Below are 20,845 nucleotides of genomic sequence, written 5' to 3'. Positions count from 1 at the left end.
TCCCCGCGCCCCTATCGGGGCGCTCCGCTGGACCGGCGTTTGAAGGATCCGTCCTTTCGGCGGTCCCTTGCCCTCTTCCGTGCGTTTCTGCATGAGCAGGACGATCCCGACGCCTGCTACTCGCTGCTTGCCCGGGATGCCGTCGATCAGGTCGAGGCCTACGGCGGTCCTGTCGGCGGGCGTACCGTCGTCGATGTCGGTGGGGGCAGCGGGTACGTCACCGAGGAGTTTCGGCGGCGTGGTGCGCACGCGTTTCTCTTCGAGCCCGATGTACGGGAGTTGGGGGAGAAGCCTCCCGACGCGGCAGTGATCGCGGACGGGTATCTGCTTCCCCTGTACGACTCGGTCGCCGACGTCGCCTTCTCGTCCAATGTGCTCGAGCATGTCGACGATCCGCAGACGTTCCTGAGTGAGCTGGTGCGGGTGACCCGGCCCGGTGGGCTGATCTATGTGTCGTTCACCAACTGGCTGTCCCCGTGGGGCGGTCACGAGTGGGCGCCCTGGCACTACTTCGGTGCGGAGTGGGCCCGGGCCCGCTATCGGCGCCGTACCGGGAAGCCCGCGAAGCACACCCTCGGCGAGAACCTGTTCACCGTGCACATCGGCCCGACCCTGCGGCAGGTGCGTGCCCGGGACGACGTCACCGTCGTCTCGGCGCGTTCCCGCTACTGGCCCTTCCTCGCGGAGACCGTCGTCAAGGCGCCGGGCATCCGTGAGGTGGCCACCTGGAATCTCCTCCTCGTCCTCCGGCGGTGTCCTCCATGACGACCACGGTCCAGGCTCCTCCTCCGGCAGCCGTCCCCACCACCACGACCGCGTCGGGCCCGCCGCACGGCCCCCGGTCGCGGCGCTGGCTGCTGGGGTTCTGGGCCGTGGTCTTCGTGCTGCTGCTCGCGGTGCGACCGGGGCGGCAGACCTTCGACACGAAGCTGGGCGTCACCGTCGACCCCGGTCAATTCCTCGCCGATCTGGGCCAGTTGTGGCACGACCGGGGCTCCTTCGGCGGGATCTCGGACCAGTACGTCGGCTACCTGTGGCCGATGCTGCCGTACTACTGGCTGTGCGATCTGGTGCGGCTGCCGGTGTGGCTGGCGGAACGGCTGTGGCTGTCGCTGATCGTGTCCGTCGCCTTCTGGGGCGCACTGCGGCTGGCCGAGCGGCTGGGGATCGGCAGCGGCGGCTCCCGGCTGGTCGGGGCCGTCGCGTATGCGCTGTGGCCGACCTTCACGATCGTCGTCGGGTCCACGTCGGCGGCGGCGCTGCCCGGTGCGTTCCTGCCGTGGGTGCTGCTGCCGCTGACGAACGAGCGGTACGCCGCACGGGTCGCCGCCCTCCGCTCGGCGCTGATCGTGCCGTTCATGGGCGGGGTCAACGCGGCGGCGACGCTGGCGTCCCTGTTGCCGGTGGGTCTCTACCTTCTGTCCCGCCCACCGGGACCACGGCAGCGCAAGCTGATCGCCTGGTGGGTGCCCGGCGTGATCCTGGCGACCGCCTGGTGGTGGATCCCGCTGCTGCTGCTTGGCTTCTACGGCGAGAACTTCCTTCCGTACGTGGAGACTTCGCAGACCACGACGGACACGATGGCGGCGACGGAGGCACTGCGCGGCGCCGGGAACTGGGTCGCCTATCTGCACTTCGGTGAGGCGTGGCTGCCCGCCGGGTGGACCGTCGTGTCCTCGGTGGTCGTGGTCGTCTGCTCGACGCTGGCGGCGGGGCTCGGCCTCGCGGGACTGGCCCGGCGTGATCTGCCGGAGCGGCGCTGGCTGGTGCTGACCGTGCTGACGGTGGCGCTGATCGTGCTCGCCGGGTACGGCGGGGCCTTCGGGGCGCCCTTCCACGGGGTGGTGCAGGACTGGCTGAACGGCTCTCTGGCCCCCTTCCGCAACATCTACAAGTTCCTGCCGGGCCTCGCCCTCGCGCTCGTCCTGGGCCTGGCCCATCTGGTGGGCGTGGCCGCCGAGCAGCGCGGCGCCCGCCCGGTCCGGGGCCGTCGTCTCGCGCCGCTGATCGCGGCGGTGCTGGTGCTGCCGGGGCTGATGTGGCCGTACCTCAACGGGTCGATCCTGAACCCGGGTTCCTTCCAGGAGATCCCCAAGTACTGGACGGCGACGGCGGATTGGCTGGAGGAGTACTCGCCGGATTCGCGCGCCCTGGTGGTCCCGGCGACCGCGCACGGCATCTACACCTGGGGCTCGACGATCGACCAGCCGCTGGATGTGGTGGCCGAGTCGCGCTGGGCCCAACGGGATTACGTGCCGATGGGCACGCCCGGCAACCGGCGCGCGATGGACGCCGTGGAGCAGGCGCTGATGTCGGGCGGTGAAGTCCCAGGCCTTGCCGACTACTTGAGCCGGGCCGGCATCCATTACGTCGTCGTCCGCAACGACCTCGACCCCGACCAGATCGGCCACGTACCGACCACGACGGTCAAGCGCACCCTTGAGCAGTCCGGGTACGAGCGGGTGAAGGGCCTGGGCCCGGTCATGACGGGCGGCCGGATCGCCGAGGGCACCCCGCTGGAGATCGAGGGCATCTATCCGAGGCAGCGGGCGGTGGAGATCTACCAGCCGCCGGGGAACGAGGGGGTACCGCGTCCCGGGCAGGCTTCTCTGCTGCCGGTGTCCGACACGGCCGTGGTCTCCGGCGGCCCGGAGGCGCTACTGCCGCTTGCTTCCGAACTCCGGGGCCGAGCAACGGTGTTGACCGGGGACAACCATCCCGGGCTCGGCACGCCGCCCGTGCAGGTGGTGGGCGACGGACTGCGTCGCGCGGACACCCGGTTCGGGCTGGTCAACGCCAACACGTCGTACACGTACACCCGCGACGAACGCAACGCGCCGGACGCCGCCCAGGACGCCGGCGAGAAACCCCACCAGATCCTGCCGACCGAGGGCCTCGGCCATCAGACGGTCGCCGAACTGCGCGGCGCCCGCTCGGTCACGGCCTCCTCGTACGGCAACTGGCTCTTCCACCTCCCACAGTACGACCCGGTGAATGCCTTCGACGGCAACCCGGACACCGCCTGGGCCGAGGGCTCGGCGGGCTCGGCGGACCGGCAGTGGCTGCGGATCGGGTTCAGCGAGGCGTACGACATGCCGTCGTCGTTCAGGGTGTCGCCGTTGCCGCAGGAGAGTGTGCGGTCGGCGGCGACGCGGGTGCGAGTGGAGACGGAGAAGGGGGTGCGGACCAGCGTCCTGCGCCCGGACGGGACGGCGCAGAGCATCAAGGCGCCTTCGGGTGAGACGAGTTGGATGCGGCTGACGATCGTCGACTCGGTGGCGCGGCACACGGGTCTGACGGGCGCGGGCTTCTCCGAGATCTCGCTGCCTGACGTGCAGGTCACGCGCATGCTGCGGCTGCCGACGGACGCGCGGGATGCCGGTGCCGCCGCCGAGATCGTCTCGCTGCACCGCACGGCCGACCCGACCGGCCTCTCCGCGACGGGCACGGAGGCGGGCCTGCACCGCCGCTTCTCCACGGGCACGGCGGGGACGTACGAGGTGACGGCGAGCGCGGTGCCGGTACCCGGCGCGGAACTCGACCGGCTGCTGTACGACGTCGCCCCCGACCAGCAGAGCCGCATCGTCGCCACCGCCGACTCCACGGCACGGCTCGGCGCGGGCCTGGCGGCGCGCAACCTCACCGACGGTGACCTGACCACGGCCTGGATCGCGGGCGACCGCCCCACCATCCACCTCCGCTGGGACGGCGAACAGTCCGTCGGCGAACTGGTCCTGGCCCCCGCGGGCGGCCTCTCCACCCGCCCCACCGAGGTGCAGATCAGCTCCCCGGAAGGCGCCGCCCTCGCGGGCGTCGACGAGAACGGCTGGGTCCGCTTCCCGCCGATCACCACGGACCGCCTCGACATCACGGTCACGGCGACGGCTCCGCTGACCCTCCACAACCCGGTCGTCGACGAGGACCTGCGCCTTCCGGTGGGCCTCACGGAGGCGTACATCCCGGCCCTCGACGCCTACCGCACGCCCCAGCCGGCGGCCACGCGCGCCTTCTCGCTGCCATGCGGGCAGGGGCCGGTGATGGCGGTGGACGGGGAGTTGTACGAGACGAGCGTGCGGGGGACGGTACGGGACCTGACGGAACGGCGACCTGTGCAGGTGACGCTCTGTCAGGAGGGGCGAGCGAACGCCGAGTTGGACCTGTCCTCCGGCCGGCACCGGGTCGAGGGCGGGGACGCCGGGCCGCTGACGCTCACAGATGTCACGCTGACACGCGGCGGGGCGCTCGCTGAGCCAACGTCCGCGGACCGCAACCTTGAGATCCGTGACTGGCTCGGCGACCAGCGCCAGGTGACGGTCGGGTCGGGCGCGGCCACGTACCTGACGACGTACCAGAACTACAACGACGGCTGGAAAGCCACGCTGAACGGGGACGAGTTGTCCCCGGTCCGCCTCGACGGCTGGCAGCAGGGCTGGCGGATCCCGGCCGGGGCGGGCGGCGGGGTCAAGCTGTCGTACGAGCCCGCGACGACGTACGACGCCGCGCTGATCGGCGGGGGTGTAGCGGTGGCGGCCCTGGTGGGACTTGTCCTCTGGCGCCGGCGCTCCCCGAACCCCGACGACCCGCAGCCGGTGCCCCCGCCGCCGGGCCTGTGGCTGGGGACGGTGGCGCTGACGCTGGTGGGCGCGGTGATCGCCGGGTGGTTCGCGCTGCTGGTACCGGCGTTGGCGCTCCTGGCCCACCGACGGCACGCACTGCTCGTACCGATCGCGTTCGTCGCGCTCGCGGGGGCGGGGATCGCGGCGGCGGTGGGGGCCGGGGAGCCGGCGGGCGCGGAGGAGGGTGCCTTCGGTCCGGCGGCTCAACTCCTGGCGCTGATCGGGTTGTTCGCGGGGTTGGTGAGTGTGCGGGAGCGGGACCCAATGGCGGTGCCGCCACCGTCCGGGGGGTCGCCGGCCTCGGAAGCCCCGACGCAGCAGTTGCCGCAACGGGAGCGGGGCGCGAGTCCTCTCGGTGCCGAGCCCCCGCCGCCTGCCCGCCCGGACTCCGGCCCGACCGTCTCGGCACGGGGTCCCGGCGCCCCGCCGCCCGACCCGCCCACCGTGCGCTTCGCGTTCCGCAAGCCGAGGCTCAGGGCGACACCACCCGAGGCCGACCTGAGGGGGGACAGCGCATGACGACGCTGGAGCACCGCGCCGAGGGCCCCGTACGGCCTCCCGAGCGCATCCCGTTCCCCGTGGTGGACGAGATCGCCCGCCACTGCCTCCAGGAGGAGGAACCGGAAACCGTCCACATCGAGGTCCACCTCCCGGGCCACCTGGACCGCGACCGCCTGCGCTCCGCCTTCACCGAGGCCCTCCGCCGCCACCCCCGCATCCTCATGCGGGAGGCGGCGGGTCGGTGGTACCGGCGCCGCTACGAGTGGGAACTGACGGCGGACCCGGATGTGGAGGTCGTGACCTTCCTGCCACCGGGCCCGGACGCGCTGCGAGGCGCGCGGACACGTGCACTGGTGGAGGCCCCGCCGTTGACGGCTTCGCCGCCGGTACGGCTGGAGGTGGTGGAGGGGGCGGGACCGGTGGAGGGGAGCGAGGCGACGGATGCGGTGGGGAAGCCCGCTGCCGATCCTGTACCCGCCGCCGCTGCGGTCAGCGGTGCGGGCTGGGGCGACGCCAACCCCAGCAGCGGCGCCGACGCCAACGCCGCCGCTGCACCCGCCGCCGCTGACGCTGCCGCACGCCCCGCCGCTGCGGGCAGTCGTGCCGCTGGGGCGGCACGGGTGGGCGCAGCGGCACCCGGCCAGCGCCGGCAAGCGATACCCACCCCGAGCAGCAACGCCAGTCACGGCAAAGGCACCGGCACCGTCCTCTTCCTCACCATCAACCACACCGCCCTCGACGGCCCCGCCTGCCTCCGCGTCCTCGCCACCGCCGCAGAGCTGTACAGCGGCCGGGACAACTCCCCCGCAGCCTCCCCCACCCGCCCTACGCAACCCCCACCCCACCCCGAAGAAACCCCCTCCAACTGGTCACCCCCCGCCCGAGTAGCCCCCGGCACCCCCGAACCCTCCCCCGGCAACGGCATGCTCGTCACCGAACTCCCCCTCCCCCACCGCCCCAAAGGCTCCCCGTACACGGTGAACGACCAGCTCATGGTCACCACAGCCCTGATGATCACCCACTGGAACAGAGAACACGGCGAACACCCCCGCCCCCTCCGCATCACGATGCCCGTGGACGACCGCCCCAGGGACACGACGATGCCGATAGGCAACGGCACTCGCCTGGTCGAAGTCCCCTTCACCCCGGACGAGTTGAACCCGGCGGACATGCCCGCACTCCTCAGCCGTACGGCACTCCGCACCCTCGCCCTCAAGTCCCTCCCCCGCCCCCAACTCGGCCACGGAGCCACCCTCCTCACCGCCCCCATCACCCCCGTGTCCTGGCGAGCCGCCCTCACCAGAACCCTCCGCCGAGCAGCCGCCCCCTGGACCTCGACGACGCTCCTCAGCAACATCGGCCGCGTCCCGTACCCCCTGGACTTCGGCGAGGAGGCAGGCCGCGCGCACGCCGTCTGGTTCTCGGCGCCCGCGAGAATGCCCCGCGGCCTCACCGTCACCACCGCCTCCACCGCCGGCCGCCTGCACCTGGCCCTGCGCTGGTCCCGAGCCCTGCTCAGCCACGGCGACGGCGCGCACCTACGCGACCTCTTCGAGCACTATCTGCACACCACGGAGGTGGCCCCATGACGACCACGTCCACGACCACCACCCCACCCCGCACGGAACTCCGCGACTTCTACGAGAACCCGGCGGTCCCCGTAGCCTCCGGCACCCCCCGCACCCTCCGCCAGGCCCACCTCCTGGCCACCGCCCTGGGCCCGCCCACACCATCCGGCCACACCCGCACGATCCTCGACATCGGCTGCGGCGACGGCACGGCGGCAGCCACCACCGCACCGCTCCTCCCCGGCCACCGCATCATCGGCGTCGACTGGTCCCAGGACGCCCTGAAACGCGCCCACACCAGAATCCCGTACACCCTCCGCGCAGAACTCAACTCCCTCCCCTTCAGGGACGGTTCAGCGGACGCCGTGCTGTTCAGCGAGGTGATCGAACACCTAGTGGACCCGGACTCCGCCCTGGACGAGATCCGCCGGGTGCTGCGCCCGGGCGGCCATCTGATGCTGTCCACCCCGAACCTGGCCGCCTGGTACAACCGCGCCCTCCTCCTCGCGGGCGTGCAGCCCGTCTTCTCGGAGGTCAGCCTGCGCGCGATCCACGGCCGGCCGGGGCGGGAGGTCGTAGGACATCTGCGGCTCTACACGGCCCGCGCCCTCCGCGAGTACGTCACCGCGGCAGGCTTCGAAGTCGTACGACTCAAAGGGGCCCCTTTCCACGGCGTACCGCGTCCCCTGCGCCCGCTCGACCGGCTCGCCTGCTCCAGAGCACCACTCGCCTCGATCCTCCTCCTGCACGCGCGAAGGACGTAGCCGATGTGGTGGGGAGTAGCCGCGGCGTTGCTGGCGAACGTCCTGTACAGCACCGGTTTCGTCCTGGAGAAACGGGCGCTCGCGGCCCTGCCCCAGGTGACCGTGCGCGAACCCGCGAAGCTCCTGAGACTGGTCCTGGGCAGCCCGCTGTGGATCGGCGGATCACTGTCCCTCGCCGCCGGTTTCGCCGCGCAGCTGGTCGTCTACCGCACGCTCCCGATCGCCGCCGCGCAGGGCATCTTCGTCTCCGGCCTGGTCCTGCTGGTGCTGCTGTCGGCGCGGCTGCTCGGCGAGGAGACCACCGGCCGCGAGCGGTACGCCCTCGGCGCGATCCTCGCCGCGCTGCTGATGGTCGTGCTGTCGCTGCGGGAGGACTCGGACACCGTGGGCGGCGAGGCGCCGTACCCCCTGATCCTCCTCGTCTGCGTGCCCTCGCTCGCCGCGGGCGTCTGGCTGTACGGCTCCGCCGAGCGCCGCGCCCGCCACCGGCACCGGCTGCCGACGACCGGCGTCGAATACGGCGTGGCGGTGGGCGTGCTGTACGGCGTCAGCTCGCTGGCGATCAAAGGCGTCTCCAACTACCTCACGGACCTCACGGCAAGCGGAATCGGCGAGGCGCTGCTCGATGTCCTCCGCTCCCCGTATCCGTATCTCCTGCTGTTCACCGGCGCGTTCGGGCTGGTCATGTCGCAGGCGGCGCTGCAACGCTGCCGGGCCTCGCTGATCGTGCCGGTGTGTACGACGGTGACCTGCCTCTATACGGCGGTGCTCGGCACGCTGTCGTTCGGCGAGGCGCTGCCGCAGGAGCCGTTGCGGCTGGCGCTGCGGCTCGCGGGCACGGCGCTGGCGATCACCGTACTGCTGACCATGCCCAAGCACGACCGGCAGGCAGCGGCCCAACCCTCCCTCGGTGCCAAGGAGTTGACACCACCGTGAAACCCGACGACCCCCTGCTCCAGATCCTGGCGTGTCCACTCGACAAGGGCCCGCTGCACCTGTTCACGGCCGATGACGAGGAGGTGCTCTACAACCCACGCCTGCGCCGCCGCTACCCGATCGTCGACGGCATCCCGCAGCTGCTGCCCTCGTCCGGGGAGCAGGTCACGGACGACGAACACGAGGAACTCCTCAAACGGATGACCCCATGACCAAGCCCCCGCGAACCCTCGCGGCCCGCGTGGCACCCCTGCTCCCGACCCGCCTGGTCGCGGCAGCCGCCCGGGCCGTCTACCCCCGCTTCGAACCGGAACTGGCCCGGCTCGGCGAGCTGTGCCCGCCGGACTGCGGCACGGCGGTGGACATCGGCGGCTGGTACGGCCCCTGGACGCGCCGCCTGGCGAAGCGAGCCCGCGAGGTGGTGACCGTAGAACCGGTCCCCCACCTTGCACGCCTCCTCACTGCCACGGCCCCACCGAACGTCCGCGTGATCCGCGCCGCCGCCTCCGACGGCCCCGGGGTGGCCCGCCTCTGGCTCCCGGCGGACGACCCCGGCGACAGGGGCGTGTCCTCCCTGATCCGCCGCGACATCCACAGCCGTGCGCTGGACGTCGGCTGCGTAGCCCTGGACGACCTGGGGCTCCGGAACGTCGACTTCATCAAGATCGACGTGGACGGCGGCGAACTGGCGGTGCTGCGCGGGTCGACGGGCATCCTGTCCCGCGACCGCCCGGCCTTGTTCGTCGAGCTGGAGTCCCGCATCCAGCCGATCGCCCGAGTAGTCACGTACCTCACCCTACTCCGCTACGACGGCTGGGTCCTGCCCGGCGACACCTGGGTCCCGCTCACCTCCTTCCCCCTGGAGGCCCACCAGGCCGAGGCCGCCCACGTCGTCACCCAGGGCCTGCTCCCCCGAGTCCTCCCCTTCCGCCACCGCCCCCGCTACGTCAACTCCGTCCTGTTCCTTCCTGACGGCCGCCGTCCGGGCGGTCGCGTGGAGAGCGACGAGGTGAGAGACGAGGTGAGCGATGTGGTGAGTGACGAGGTGAGCGACGATGGGAGGCATGCCGTCCGCAACGCGCCCCCAAGGCCCCTTCACTCCCCTCGACTTCCAACTGGTCCTGCTGCGCCGCATGGCCGACCACAATCCGGACCTGGTGGCGGACGCACGAACTGAACTCGGCGCCTCCATCGCGGACATGCGCGAGGCGAACAAGCGCTGGCAGGCAATGCTCCACTCACCGCGGGCGCGAGCGGCGGCTTCCCGCTACCGCTCGATCCTGGGCGCCCCCGAGTCGGCGGTGATGCGCACTATCGGCGACCTGAAGTGCGAAGCCTTGCAGTGGCCGCTCCCCCTCTGGTCCGACCTGCGCTTCGAGGTACTCGTCGCCCCGAATGGAGCGGTATGGAACGAGTGGCTGGTACGCGCGCCGGATGCCGAGAGCCCGGAGCTGCGGTCTTTGGACGACCTCACGCCCTGGTCCTGCACGGTCGACGAAGCGGCCCGCGCATTCGCCCCGGCCCGTCCACTGGAGGGTTCGGCGCCGACTCGGTGGGGGTTGGCGTTCAGGGCGCCGGATGGGGAGGGGAGGTCGCGGGAGGTCATTGCGGAGTTCACTTGGGGGTTGTTGCAGCGGACGGCGGTCGGCGACGTGGCGGTGTAGCCCGTGGCTCTGCCGTCAGCCGCCCACGCCCCAGGGAATTCCGGGAATGGGAAGGCTCCTCGGGCCGCCGGTTACGCCGGATCGATCAAGCCGCCTTGTGGTGCGGCGTGAGCTCGATGGTCAGGTCGGCATCGAGGGCGCGTGCCAGGCGTCGCAGGAGCGGGATGGTGGGAACGGTGCCGCCGCCTTCGATCCGGGAGATCTGGGCTGCTTCATTCCGCAACGTTCGGCGAGTTCGGTCTGGGACAGGCCCAGGGCGGTACGCCGGTCATAGACCAGCTGGCCGAGGTCAGCGTTCAGGTCACTGTCGAGCTGCATGCGCAGCGCCCCGAGGTGACTGCGGACTGGGAAGAGATCGCTGAGATCTCGTGCAACTCCCCTTCCGGGGAAGCGCTGGTGACGTATTTCATGGACGACCCCGCGGAACTGCCCTCGCTGGGGTCCCAAGGGCCAGGCCACTACCGGCTGCGTATTCATGCGCGCGGCCGGGACCGGGCCGTCGACCAGACACTCGTGGACGATGTCGTGGAGTCCTACCTGATCCAAAGCTGGCCCGCCGCACACCAGGATGCTCTCCTGATCAAGGCGACCGACGCCTACGCAGCTCAGGTACGTGCCCAGCCGGCCGACGACACCATCGTCATCGACCACGAGGACTCACTCGACACCCAGACCGGCCGGGAGCGCGACATCCTGCACCGGGCCGAACGCGGCGACTACGCCTGATCCACAGACATCTCGAAGACCCGCACGCGCCGACCACAGCCGGGATCGACGGTCTCGCAGAAAAGATGCATCCCCAGCTTGACCATGACCCGTTCGGAAGCGGCATTGCCCGCCTGAGCGATGCTGACGATCCGCTCAAGCCCTCGTTCCTCGATTCCGAACCGGACAGCGGCGGTTGCGGCCTCGGTGGCCAGGCCCTGTCCCCAATGGGCACGTCCCAGCCGCCAGCCGACCTCGACCGCCGGCAGCACCTCCGGAAGGAAGTCGGGAATCGAAAGGCCGGTGAAGCCGGCCAGTTCGCCGGTGGCACGGATCTCCACGGCGAACAGACCGAAGCCCCGTGCCTCCCACTTGCGTTCCATCGTTTCAATCCCGCTGCGGGTCTGCTGTTCGTTACGGACGCTGCCGTCACCGATCCAGCGCATGACCTCTGGGTCGGCGTTGATGGCGGTCAGTGGCGCAACATCCTCCGGGCGCCAGCGACGAAGGAGCAGACGGGGAGTCTCAAGCATGGGCATCCGAGCATTCTGAACCAGCCCCGAGCGCTCCTGATCACCGAAGCGCGTAATGAACACGGCCGCGCCTTGTCACCGCCGGCGAAGTCGGGTGCCATGTGATCGAACCGTTGACATGCTCGTACGTCCGTATGGGTTATCGTGCCTCGTCGACCCCGACTGTTCACGAACGGGAAGCGGAGAAGGTGACGATCTCGGTGTCCGATCTTGGGCGACTCGTCGCCGGCCGTTACCTGTTGGTGGAGCGGGTGGGCAGTGGCGGTATGGGCACCGTGTGGCGGGCCGAGGACAGGCTGCTCGGCCGTCATGTCGCCGTGAAGAAGCTGCACATCCCGCCGCACCTGCACGACGACGAGGTCCGCACGCTCCATGAGCGCACCCGTCGCGAGGCCCGGAGCGCGGCCCGGATCGCGCACCCCAATGTGATCGTGGTGCATGACGTCGTCGACGACGAGGGCCTGCCGTGCATCGTCATGGAGTACATACCGTCGGCGACGCTCAGTGACGTGCTGAAGCAGCGGGGTGCGCTGCCTCCCGAGGAAGCGGCCCGGATCGGGCTGGCCATGGCCGCCGCCCTGCGCGCCGCCCACGACGCCGGGGTCCTGCACCGGGACGTCAAGCCCGCCAACGTTCTGCTCGGGGACGGCGGCCGGATCGTCCTCACCGACTTCGGGATCGCCATGGAGTCGGGAACGTCCTCCCTCACCAAGCCCGGTGAGCTGATCGGCTCCATCCGCTATCTGTCGCCCGAACGCCTCCGGGGCGCCGAGCCCGGTCCCGCCAGTGACCTGTGGGCCCTGGGGGCGACGCTGTACCAGGCGGTCGAGGGGCAGCACCCGTTCGCCCGCGACACCCCGATCGAGACCGCGTACGCCATCGCAACGGATCCGTACGAGCCCTTGCGCAACGCCGGGGACCTGGCGCCGGTCATCGAGGGTCTGCTCGTCAAGGAACCCGGGCAGCGCATGGACGTGCACGAGGTCGAACGCCGCCTGGTCGATGTGACCGCCACACGGACCGCTCGCCTCGATCCGCCCACGCGGTCGGAACGGACCGACGCCCCCTCGCCTCCCGCGAGGAAGAGCAGCGGCAACCGCCGCCGTACGGTGGTGCGGTCGATCGTGGCAGTGGCGCTTGCCGCCGCTGTGGCGGGCGGCGGTGCACTGTGGTGGCTCAAGGGCCCTGGCGATGAGCCGAGTTCACACGCGTCCGGGTCCGGTGCCTCCGCCTCTCCCAGTCCCAGTCCCAGCGCCACCCTGCCGCCGCCGGTGCCCGACGGATATCAGCTCCAGAAGGCGGGCAGCGGCTTCTCCGTACCCGTACCGGACGGCTGGACCCGTAAGACGCTGGACGGCGGCGAAGTCGCCTTCATCGACCCGTCCGGTCTGGTCGGGCTCAGGGTCAACGCCATCGAGTTCGCGGGCACCGATCCGCTACGGCACTGGCGCGAGACGGAAGAGGAACAGACCGCCCGCGACAACCCCGGCTATGAACGCGTGCGGATGGCCGAGACGACCTTCCGCGGACGACCCGCCGGGTACTGGGAGTTCACCTTCGACGGCAGGGCACGGCAGTACCGGGCGGCGGAGCTGGCGTTCTCCAGCACCGACGGCACCCAGTACGTGGTCTATCTCTCCGCGCCGAACGCGCAATGGCACACGTACCGGAAGGTCTTCGACACCGCCGCCAACGGAGTCCGCGTGAGCGAGACCGGCTGAGGAAATCGTCCCGCCGTCAACTTCCTCACTTCCGCGCTGAACTCGACCGCGAACTGCGCCGCCCGGTCACCGGTCGGCGAAGCGGCGTGCTCGCCGTCGTCCAGGTCGCCGAAATGGCCACGCTGGAGGAGCGGTTCGGGCCGCGCATCCGGCGGGAGGTCGCCGAGCGGCTCGCGCAGGTCGTCGAGCGGCTCGGCGGCGGCTGCGACCGGCTGGGCCGGGACGAGGACGGGCGGCTGCTCGTGCTGATGCCGGGCCTCGACGAGGAGACGGCCCGGCGTCGGCTGCACCAGTTCGCGACCACGAACCCCGTGCCGCGTAGCGGCACAGCAACGATCGAGAAGGCCAGAATCCTCGGGCTTCAGCCCGAGGTGCAAGTCAAAGCCTCTACATCTGGCACGAGCCGGTCATGCTCCTCCTCTACGACACCGGCCTGCTCCCCTCCGAGGGATCCAGGTCTGGCTTCGCCCTGGCCGTCGCGATCGTCACGGCGACGGCGGTTCTCGCCGCGACGGTGAGCTACTGGGCGGTGGAGTACCCGGGCAGCCTGCTCGCCCGGGCGAGGGACCGGCGCGGACGCCCCCGGGACTTCTACTCGCCCTGAACCGCCGTCCACTCCCCGGCCCGGACGACGTCGGCGACCACACAGCTGACGTTGTCCGGGCCGCCGGCGTCGTTGGCGGCGTCGACCAGGGCTCGTACCGCGGTGTCCGGGTCCGGGACGGAGAGGAGGAGGTGCCGGATGCGGTCTTCGGGGACGACGCCGTACAGCCCGTCCGAGCACAGGAGATACCGATCACCGGCACGGGTCTCGTGCAGACGCAGGTCAGGGGCAGCGGGTGGGCCGCTCCCCAGGGACTTGAGCAGGAGCATCCGCTGCGGATGGGACCCGGCCTCCTCCGGCGTCAACCGGCCCTCGTCGATCATCGACTGGACGACGGTGTGATCGTGGGTGATCCGGAAGAGGCCGCCGTCCCGCAGCAGATACGCGCGGCTGTCGCCGATGTGGACGAGGGCCAGCTGGGAGCCCGTCCACAGTACGGCGGTGAGGGTGGTACCAGCCTCCTCGCCGTCGGCTGCGACATCCCGAACAGCCTCGGTCGCCCCCTGCACGGCATCCTCCAGCAGCCCGAGGACGCCACCGGCCGGCACCTCCTCCCCGTCCAGGAACTTCAGCGCCTGCACGGCGGCGCTGCTCGCGGGCGCACCCGCCGGCCCGTACCCGTCGGCCACGGCGAGCAGCCGCGCGCCCGCGTACGCGGTGTCCTGGTTGGCGGGGCGTACCCGTCCGATGTCCGAGTGGGCGGAGTAACGCAGTTCCAGCATGTTGGTGCCCCTTCCCGATATGCCCGGTCCATCCGCTACGGCGGACAGCTGATCGACGAGGAACGCGGCGAGGTCACGCCGGGCCGCCGTCTCGGCCTCGACGCCGGCCCAGTAGGCACGGATCTCCCGAGCGGCGGCAGCGCGCTCAAGACCGCACACCGCACGGATCCGCGCCAACGGCATCCCCAGCCGCCGCAGCCACGCCACCAGCCGGGCCCGCTCCAACTGGCCGGGCGCGTAGTAGCGGTAGCCGGTGTCGGGGTCGACGTGGGCGGGCCGCAGCAGGTCCAGTTCGTCGTACAGCCGCAGTGCTTTGGGCGTGAGCCGGGACACGTTCGAGAAGGCGCCGATCGTGAGCAGATCCACTCGCAGATCCATCCGTAGATCCATCCGTGAGCTCCCCCCTGTTCCGCCACCGATGCTGGGGCTTCACCAAGGGTGAAGGTCAAATGGGTTGTCGCGGTTGCGGGCGCGACGGTTAGCCTGCGGGGACGCCGTACGAGAATGGAGTCCCGCAGTGCCCCGAGTCGCCCTCGTCACCTACGACCCCCGACCGGAGCCCAGCAAGGACGCCGACCTCCCCGTGCTCCTGCGGGCGCTGCGCGAGGCCGGGGCCGAGGCGGAGGCGGTGCATTGGGACGACCCCGACGCCGACTGGGCCGCGTACGACCTGGCCGTCATCCGCTCCACCTGGGACTACAGCTGGCGGGCGGACGAATTTCTGGCGTGGACGCAGAAGTGCGCGAGCCTGACGCGCTTGGCGAATCCGGCCGAGGTCGTGCGGTGGAACACCGACAAGCGGTACCTCGGGGATCTTGCGAGGGCGGGAGTGCCGGTCGTGTCGACCAGCTACATAGCGCCCGGGGAGTCGGTCAGCCTCCCCGACACCCACGAGTACGTCGTCAAGCCCACCTCCGGAGCCGGCTCCCGGTACGCGGCCCGCTACACGCCTGACGACCACGACACGGCCGTACGGCATCTTGCGCGGATGCACGACGAGGGGCTGACCGCGATGGTCCAGCCGTACATGCGCGGCATCGACGTCTCCGGCGAGCGCGCGTTGCAGTTCTTCGGCGGAGGGTTGCTGCACGCCAGCCGCAAGCGGGCGGTGCTGACCCCCGGCACGGCATACGACGCGCCCAAGGTGGCCCACCCGGACCTTGAGCCCTGGACCCCCAGTCCGTCCGAACTCGCCGTCGCCGAACAGGCGTTGGCCGCTGTGCCGGACGCGACGGACCTGCTCTACGCCCGCGTGGACCTCGTGGACGGCCCCGACGGCGAACCACGCGTGATGGAACTGGAACTGGTCGAGCCGAACCTGTTCCTGTTCCTGCATCCGGTTTCGGTGTCGGCGGTCAGTGACGCGATCCTGGCGGTGGCTGCGCGGTAGCCCCTAGGGTCGTGTCCCCGACCTCATTCCGGGATGTTCCCGATGTAGGGGGATGGGGTACCTTGGTCAACTTTTCTCATGAGCCGTCAACAGTCCTCTCGTGGACTCCCCATCGCCCTTGCCGTCGCAGCCGTCGCCGTGGGAACGCTCGCCGCTGCCACCGCCGCACCGGCCGGGCCACCCCACCATGATCCGCCCCGATTACACGCGAAGACCCAGGCCGTACTGAACGAGATCGTCGCGCAAGGCACCCCCGGCGTCATCGCCCGGGTACGGGACGCGCGCGGTGTGTGGGACGGCCGGGCCGGTGTCGGTGACCTGGTCGCCGAGCGGCCGAGGAGCACCAGCGAGAAGTTCCGTATCGCCAGCGTGACCAAGACCTTCACCGCCACGGTGCTGCTCCGGCTCGAAGCCGAGGGCAGGCTTTCGCTGGACGACAGCGTGGAGGAATGGCTGCCCGGGGTGGTGCGCGGCAAGGGCTACCGGCCCGGGGACATCACCGTGCGGCACCTGCTCAACCACACGAGCGGCATCTTCGACTACAACATGGACGACGGCTTCCGCGCCCTGTACGCGGGGGACGAGTTCGACCGGAACCGCCACACCAGGTGGTCCCCGGAAGAGCTGGTGGACATCGCGCTCGCCCACCCGGCCAACTTCCAGCCGGAACAGGGCAGCAGGCCCGGCAGGCCAGGCAGGTGGGACTATTCCGACACCAACTACATCGTCGCCGGCATGGTCATCGAGAAGGCCACCGGCGGCACCTACGCGCAGGCGGTCGAGCGTCTTGTCATCCGGCCGCTCGGCCTGCGCGGCACGAGCGTGCCGGGCACCTCGCCCCGACTGCCCGCACCCCACGCGCGGCACTACTCCACGCTGTTCGAGGACGGGCCGGAGGCGAAAGTGCGCGACGTCACCGAGTTCAGCCCCACCGTCGCCTTCTCCGCCGGGCAGATGATCTCGACCGTCGCAGACGTGAACACCTTCCTGTCCAAGCTCCTGGCCGGTGTGCTGCTGCCGCCCGCCCAGCAGCGGCAGCTGCTCGACGCGGTCCACGTCGACGGGGACAAGGGACACGGTGGTCCACAGGACCGCTACGGCCTCGGCATACGGCACTTCAAGCTCAAGCAGGGCTGCTGGGCATGGGGCCACGGCGGCATGATCCCCGGCTCCGCGACCCGAACGCTCGCCTCGGCGGACGGCCGGCACGTCATGACCATGAACCGCAACGGCGACTGGGGCGAACAGCAACTGGAGGACGCGGCCGTCGAGACCGAGTTCTGCGAGCCCTGACGAGTTCCCGTAGCCGCGCCTCGAAGGTCGGGGCTACTGTCCCGACACTTCGGGCCGGGACAGAAGCCGCACGGCTACGGCTCGAGGCCGCTGGCCTTGGCGATCGCCTCTACCTCGCGGCGGAGTCGTTCACGATCGGTGGCGCTCTGATCGGGATCCGGGCCCGCGGCGCCGAAGTCGACGAAGGTCTGCGCGCCGAGTGGGCCCAGGAGGGTCAGGAGTTGGTGGAGCTGCTTGCCGAACTCCGGGGTGAACAGTTCCTGTTCGCGTGGGGACAGGGCGATGTCGATGTCGGTGTTGCGGTGGATCAGGGCGTCGTTGGTGCCCTTGAGGATGCGTAGCAGCAGGTCGTACGACTCGGAGTCGAGGCTGTTCTGTAGCTCGGACAGATAGAGGGCGAACTGCTTGGTGCTCTCCAGGAATCCGTGTTCGTTCATTGGGGCATCGTGGCGGATCACTGGCTGCGATATGGGCTGTTTCTGGGGATTGACTGTCTTTCCGCTGCCTGGCTTGACAAGACAAGGATGCAGGGCAGGGAGTTCGGGGGGTTCGGACAGGATGGGTCCCATGACTTCCTCGTCCTCGCTGTCCGCCACGGTGATCACCTCGGACCGACTCCGGCTGCGCAAGGCCCACGACGCCGACCGCGACGAAATCATCGAGCTTCAGACCGATCCACGGGTCCGGATGTACCTCGGCGGACCGAGGCCCCGGGGTGCTGTCGAGCAGTATCTCGATGCGGCCGGTATCGCCGACGTGGCCAACAAGCCCGGCACGTACGTCATCGCCGACAAGACGACCGACCGGCTCATCGGAACGCACGTACTCGACCGACGCTCCCCCGGCCTCCCCGGGCATGTCACCGAGGACGGTGGGGAGCTGGAACTGACCTACCTGCTACGACGCGACGCTTGGGGCGCGGGCCTGGCGTTCGAGGCCGCCACGGCCGCGTTGCGCGCCGCCGCCGACGAACTGCCCGACCAGCCGGTCCTGGTCGTGACCCAGACAGCCAACGAGCGTTCACTCAAACTCGCCACCCGCCTCGGCTTCCAGCGCATCAGCACGTTCGAGGCGTACGACGCGGAGCAAACCCTCGCCGCAGCCAACCTGCATTCATTCAAGGCCTGACCGGCACCCATGTGCCGGTGCGGTTTTCCGCAGGGTCGGTCATGCGGAAACCCGCACCGGACCGGACGGCAACCCTCATACCGGCGTTGAGCTGCGGTTTCTAAGTTGGAGGGCGGTCGAGGGCGTTGCCCCGACGACCCTGAACCTGACCCTCCGCGGGGAGATCGTATGCAGCTCACGTCCTTGGCTCTGACCGATCAGCCGGCCGGCGGTATCGCCGGCTGGGCTGCCGATCTTGTGGAGACGTTGGGGGGTCCGGGGGCCGGTCTGGCCATTGCGTTGGAGAATCTTTTTCCGCCGCTGCCGAGTGAGGTGATTCTGCCGTTGACCGGGTTCGCGGCGGGGCAGGGCGCGATGAGTCTCGCCTCGGCGTTGTTCTGGACCACCCTCGGGTCGGTTGTGGGGGCCGTGGTGCTGTATTGGATCGGCATGCTTTTCGGGCGTGAACGGATGCACGCGATCTGGGCGAAGCTGCCGCTGGTGAAGGCTTCCGATCTGGAGCGTACGGAGCGGTGGTTCGTGAAGCACGGCACGAAGGCGGTGTTCCTCGGCCGTATGGTGCCGATCTTCCGGAGTCTGGTCTCCGTGCCCGCCGGGGTGGAGCGTATGCCGTTGCCCGTGTTCGTCATGCTGACGACGTTGGGCAGCCTGATCTGGAACTCGGTTCTGGTGCTGGCCGGTTACTGGCTGGGCGACCAGTGGTCGTCCGTGGAGAGGTATGTCGGGGTCCTCTCCAAGGGTGTGCTGATCCTGGTGTTCGTCGCCCTCGCGGCCTACGTCGGCGTACGGCTGCGCGGCCCCAACCGGGCCCAGCACCGCCGTACTTCATGACCCACCGGATAGGCTCGGCGCCCATGCAGGGGGATTCCGCAGGTGTCAGCGGCCAGGACTCCGCAATCGTCACCGGCCAGAACCTGTCGGCCTCCTGGCCGCGTCGTTGTGCCGGTACGCTCCTCGGCTGCGTCACGGCACTGTTCGACTTCCTTCTCTTCCTCGTCGTAGGCACCGCCCTCGGCCCCTTCCTGCTGTGGCCGCTCACCCGCCCCAATGCCCTCGGCATCCTCGTGGCCGGGGCTCGTCGGCTGATGGCCCTGGAGCGGAGGCGGCGGGCCGTCTTCTTCGGTGATGCCTTTCCCGGGCGCTATCAGGCGTCCGATGAGAAGGTTCTGCGCTATGTGGCGATGCGCAGTTACGCCGGCCTGCTGTGCGGTGTCGTGATCGCGCTGCTGGGGATCGGCATCGTCCTGGCGGGGCTGCTCGTCGCGGGAGTGGTGCAAGGGAGCGTCCGCTGGGACGAGTTGCTGATGCAGGTGCTCTTGGGCGGTGTGCTGCTCTTCCTCGATCTCCAGGGGCTCCACTCGCTCGCCGCCCTGGACGCGCGTCTCGCCCGCGAGTACTTCGGCCCCTCCGAGCGGGAACTGCTGGAGCGCCGCATCCATGAACTCGCCGCCAGCCGGGCTGCGGTCGTGCGGGCTGTCGACGCCGAACGCCGCCGTATCGAGCGGGATATGCACGACGGGATCCAGCAACGCATGGTGGCGCTGGCCATGCTGCTGGGCCGGGCACGTCGGGGGCGCAGTCCCGACCAGGCGGACGCCATGCTGCGCCAGGCGCACCAGGAGTCCCAGGAAATGCTGGCGGAGCTGCGCGACGTGACCTGGCGGGTCTATCCCTCGGCGCTGGACAGTCTGGGGCTCGAAGAGGCGCTGAGCGGGGTGTCCGAGCGGTGCGGCATTCCCGTACGGACGGAGTTCGACGTCGGGGGGCCACTGCCTCAACCCGTGGCTACCGCCGCGTACTTCGTGGTGTCGGAGTCCGTGACCAACGCGGCCAAGCACTCGCGCGCCACGGCCGTCTCCGTGCGGGTCGGGCTCCGCAGCGGAATGCTCGCCGTGCAGGTCCAGGACGACGGCAAGGGCGGCGCGAATCCGGCGGGCGGCGGGCTGAGCGGGCTGCGCAGCCGGGTGGCCGCGCTCGACGGCGTCCTGCGTGTCGACAGCCCCGAAGGGGGACCCACCACCATCACCGCGGAGCTGCCATGCGCCTGATGATCGCCGAGGACTCGACCCTGCTGCGCGAAGGGCTGGTCCGGCTCCTGGTGGAGGAGGGGCACGAGGTCCTGGGCGCGTACGGCGACGCCGGTCCGTTGCTGGAGGAGATCGCCGTACGGCGGCCCGACGTCGTCGTTCTCGACATCCGGATGCCGCCTACGCACACCGACGAGGGGCTGCGTGCCGCGCTGGAGATCCGCGAACGGTGGCCGGAGACCGGCGTCATGGTGCTGTCCCAGCACATCGAACGCAACTACGCCGTCCAGCTCCTGGCCTCCAGCGCGGAACGAGTCGGCTACCTCCTCAAGGACCGCGTCGCACAAGTAGAGGAGTTCCTGGACGCGTTGGAGCGCATTCAGGCCGGGGGTGCTGCGATCGACCCGGAGGTGGTACGGCAGTTGGTGGTCCGGACGACGCACGCCGATCTCCTGATCCGCCTCACCCCTCGCGAGCGCAGCGTCCTTGAGACCCTGGCCCAGGGGCACACCAACACGGCGATCGCTCAGCAGCTGCATATCTCGCTGAGCGCGGTGGAGAAGAACCTCAACGCGATCTTCGACAAGCTGGAGCTGTCGCGCACCACCGGTTACAACCGGCGGATCCTGGCGGTGCTGAGGTATCTGGAGGCGTAGCGCACGCCCGTCACGCG

General features: G+C 70.3%; 21 protein-coding genes and 1 pseudogene. 17 read left to right on the top strand and 5 right to left on the bottom strand.

The features are described 5' to 3' along the window. Window positions 1-39 precede the first annotated feature (39 nt). From OG828_RS33945 to OG828_RS33910, 8 genes are read left to right on the top strand one after another with little or no spacing between them, the layout of a single operon-like run. The gene (locus OG828_RS33945) at window positions 40-765 is read left to right on the top strand and encodes a class I SAM-dependent methyltransferase (protein ID WP_328503307.1); all 726 of its coding nucleotides are present in this window, start codon (window positions 40-42) and stop codon (window positions 763-765) included. Beyond that, window positions 762-5,135, top strand: coding sequence for an alpha-(1->3)-arabinofuranosyltransferase (locus OG828_RS33940; RefSeq protein ID WP_328503306.1), 4,374 nt, complete (start codon window positions 762-764; stop codon window positions 5,133-5,135). Before OG828_RS33945 ends, OG828_RS33940 begins: the two co-directional genes overlap by 4 nt. Continuing rightward, window positions 5,132-6,706 carry a condensation protein gene (locus OG828_RS33935; RefSeq protein ID WP_328503305.1) on the top strand — a complete coding sequence of 525 codons (1,575 nt, stop codon included), beginning with the start codon at window positions 5,132-5,134 and terminating at the stop codon, window positions 6,704-6,706. Before OG828_RS33940 ends, OG828_RS33935 begins: the two co-directional genes overlap by 4 nt. Beyond that, window positions 6,703-7,449: a class I SAM-dependent methyltransferase gene (locus OG828_RS33930; protein ID WP_328365159.1), complete on the top strand. Its 747-nt coding sequence runs from the start codon at window positions 6,703-6,705 to the stop codon at window positions 7,447-7,449. The genes OG828_RS33935 and OG828_RS33930 overlap by 4 nt, the downstream gene beginning before the upstream one ends. Window positions 7,450-7,452: 3 nt before the next feature. Continuing rightward, window positions 7,453-8,385 (top strand): hypothetical protein, encoded by a 933-nt coding sequence (locus OG828_RS33925; RefSeq protein ID WP_328365156.1) that lies wholly within the window; start codon window positions 7,453-7,455, stop codon window positions 8,383-8,385. Continuing rightward, entirely contained in the window at window positions 8,382-8,597 is a 216-nt protein-coding gene (locus OG828_RS33920; protein WP_328365153.1) for a Trm112 family protein, read from the top strand. The genes OG828_RS33925 and OG828_RS33920 overlap by 4 nt, the downstream gene beginning before the upstream one ends. Continuing rightward, on the top strand, window positions 8,594-9,562 hold the full coding sequence (locus OG828_RS33915; RefSeq protein ID WP_328503304.1) for an FkbM family methyltransferase: 969 nt from the start codon (window positions 8,594-8,596) through the stop codon (window positions 9,560-9,562). The genes OG828_RS33920 and OG828_RS33915 overlap by 4 nt, the downstream gene beginning before the upstream one ends. Then, entirely contained in the window at window positions 9,450-10,049 is a 600-nt protein-coding gene (locus OG828_RS33910) for a hypothetical protein (protein ID WP_328365147.1), read from the top strand. Before OG828_RS33915 ends, OG828_RS33910 begins: the two co-directional genes overlap by 113 nt. 85 nt (window positions 10,050-10,134) lie before the next feature. Here OG828_RS33910 and OG828_RS33905 read toward each other — a convergent pair. Then, window positions 10,135-10,349 (bottom strand): annotated as a pseudogene (locus tag OG828_RS33905) (helix-turn-helix domain-containing protein); the annotation flags it as partial. Between the two features lie 96 nt (window positions 10,350-10,445). Here OG828_RS33905 and OG828_RS33900 point away from each other — a divergent pair. Then, window positions 10,446-10,775, top strand: coding sequence for a hypothetical protein (locus tag OG828_RS33900; RefSeq protein WP_328503303.1), 330 nt, complete (start codon window positions 10,446-10,448; stop codon window positions 10,773-10,775). On the opposite strand, the gene OG828_RS33895 is transcribed toward OG828_RS33900, so the two are convergent. Continuing rightward, window positions 10,766-11,287 (bottom strand): GNAT family N-acetyltransferase, encoded by a 522-nt coding sequence (locus OG828_RS33895; protein ID WP_328372409.1) that lies wholly within the window; start codon window positions 11,285-11,287, stop codon window positions 10,766-10,768. The genes OG828_RS33900 and OG828_RS33895 overlap by 10 nt on opposite strands. 200 nt (window positions 11,288-11,487) lie before the next feature. On the opposite strand from OG828_RS33895, the gene OG828_RS33890 reads away from it, so the two are divergent. Beyond that, window positions 11,488-13,008, top strand: a complete 1,521-nt coding sequence (locus OG828_RS33890) for a serine/threonine-protein kinase (RefSeq protein WP_328503302.1) — start codon at window positions 11,488-11,490, stop codon at window positions 13,006-13,008. Here OG828_RS33890 and OG828_RS33885 read toward each other — a convergent pair. After that, window positions 12,918-13,298 (bottom strand): hypothetical protein, encoded by a 381-nt coding sequence (locus OG828_RS33885; protein WP_328503301.1) that lies wholly within the window; start codon window positions 13,296-13,298, stop codon window positions 12,918-12,920. The genes OG828_RS33890 and OG828_RS33885 overlap by 91 nt on opposite strands. Before the next feature lie 119 nt (window positions 13,299-13,417). On the opposite strand from OG828_RS33885, the gene OG828_RS33880 reads away from it, so the two are divergent. Beyond that, window positions 13,418-13,612, top strand: a complete 195-nt coding sequence (locus OG828_RS33880) for a hypothetical protein (protein WP_328365122.1) — start codon at window positions 13,418-13,420, stop codon at window positions 13,610-13,612. Here OG828_RS33880 and OG828_RS33875 read toward each other — a convergent pair. Beyond that, window positions 13,600-14,712 (bottom strand): MerR family transcriptional regulator, encoded by a 1,113-nt coding sequence (locus OG828_RS33875; protein ID WP_328503300.1) that lies wholly within the window; start codon window positions 14,710-14,712, stop codon window positions 13,600-13,602. The genes OG828_RS33880 and OG828_RS33875 overlap by 13 nt on opposite strands. A 139-nt stretch (window positions 14,713-14,851) precedes the next feature. Here OG828_RS33875 and OG828_RS33870 point away from each other — a divergent pair, with 139 nt between their 5' ends. Both OG828_RS33870 and OG828_RS33865 read left to right on the top strand, forming a co-directional pair. Continuing rightward, complete coding sequence (locus tag OG828_RS33870; protein ID WP_328503299.1) at window positions 14,852-15,724, top strand: ATP-grasp domain-containing protein; 873 nt, start codon at window positions 14,852-14,854, stop codon at window positions 15,722-15,724. A 78-nt stretch (window positions 15,725-15,802) separates the two neighbouring features. Further along, window positions 15,803-17,017 carry a serine hydrolase domain-containing protein gene (locus tag OG828_RS33865; protein WP_328503298.1) on the top strand — a complete coding sequence of 405 codons (1,215 nt, stop codon included), beginning with the start codon at window positions 15,803-15,805 and terminating at the stop codon, window positions 17,015-17,017. A 74-nt stretch (window positions 17,018-17,091) separates the two neighbouring features. On the opposite strand, the gene OG828_RS33860 is transcribed toward OG828_RS33865, so the two are convergent. Further along, window positions 17,092-17,454, bottom strand: coding sequence for a hypothetical protein (locus tag OG828_RS33860; protein WP_328503297.1), 363 nt, complete (start codon window positions 17,452-17,454; stop codon window positions 17,092-17,094). Window positions 17,455-17,584: 130 nt separating this feature from the next. On the opposite strand from OG828_RS33860, the gene OG828_RS33855 reads away from it, so the two are divergent. The 4 genes from OG828_RS33855 (at window position 17,585) to OG828_RS33840 (ending at window position 20,828) form a co-directional block, all read left to right on the top strand. Continuing rightward, entirely contained in the window at window positions 17,585-18,145 is a 561-nt protein-coding gene (locus OG828_RS33855) for a GNAT family N-acetyltransferase (RefSeq protein WP_328503296.1), read from the top strand. 168 nt (window positions 18,146-18,313) lie between these two features. Then, a complete protein-coding gene (locus tag OG828_RS33850) occupies window positions 18,314-18,976 on the top strand; it encodes a DedA family protein (protein ID WP_328503295.1) in 663 nt (220 codons plus the stop codon). 23 nt (window positions 18,977-18,999) lie between these two features. Further along, a complete protein-coding gene (locus OG828_RS33845) occupies window positions 19,000-20,193 on the top strand; it encodes a sensor histidine kinase (RefSeq protein ID WP_328503294.1) in 1,194 nt (397 codons plus the stop codon). Then, a complete protein-coding gene (locus tag OG828_RS33840; protein ID WP_328440830.1) occupies window positions 20,184-20,828 on the top strand; it encodes a response regulator transcription factor in 645 nt (214 codons plus the stop codon). Before OG828_RS33845 ends, OG828_RS33840 begins: the two co-directional genes overlap by 10 nt. Window positions 20,829-20,845: the final 17 nt, after the last annotated feature.

This window comes from Streptomyces sp. NBC_00457 (assembly GCF_036014015.1).
In the GTDB taxonomy this organism is placed as follows: Bacteria; Actinomycetota; Actinomycetes; order Streptomycetales; family Streptomycetaceae; genus Streptomyces.
This window is presented reverse-complemented; position numbering and strand designations above follow the sequence as displayed.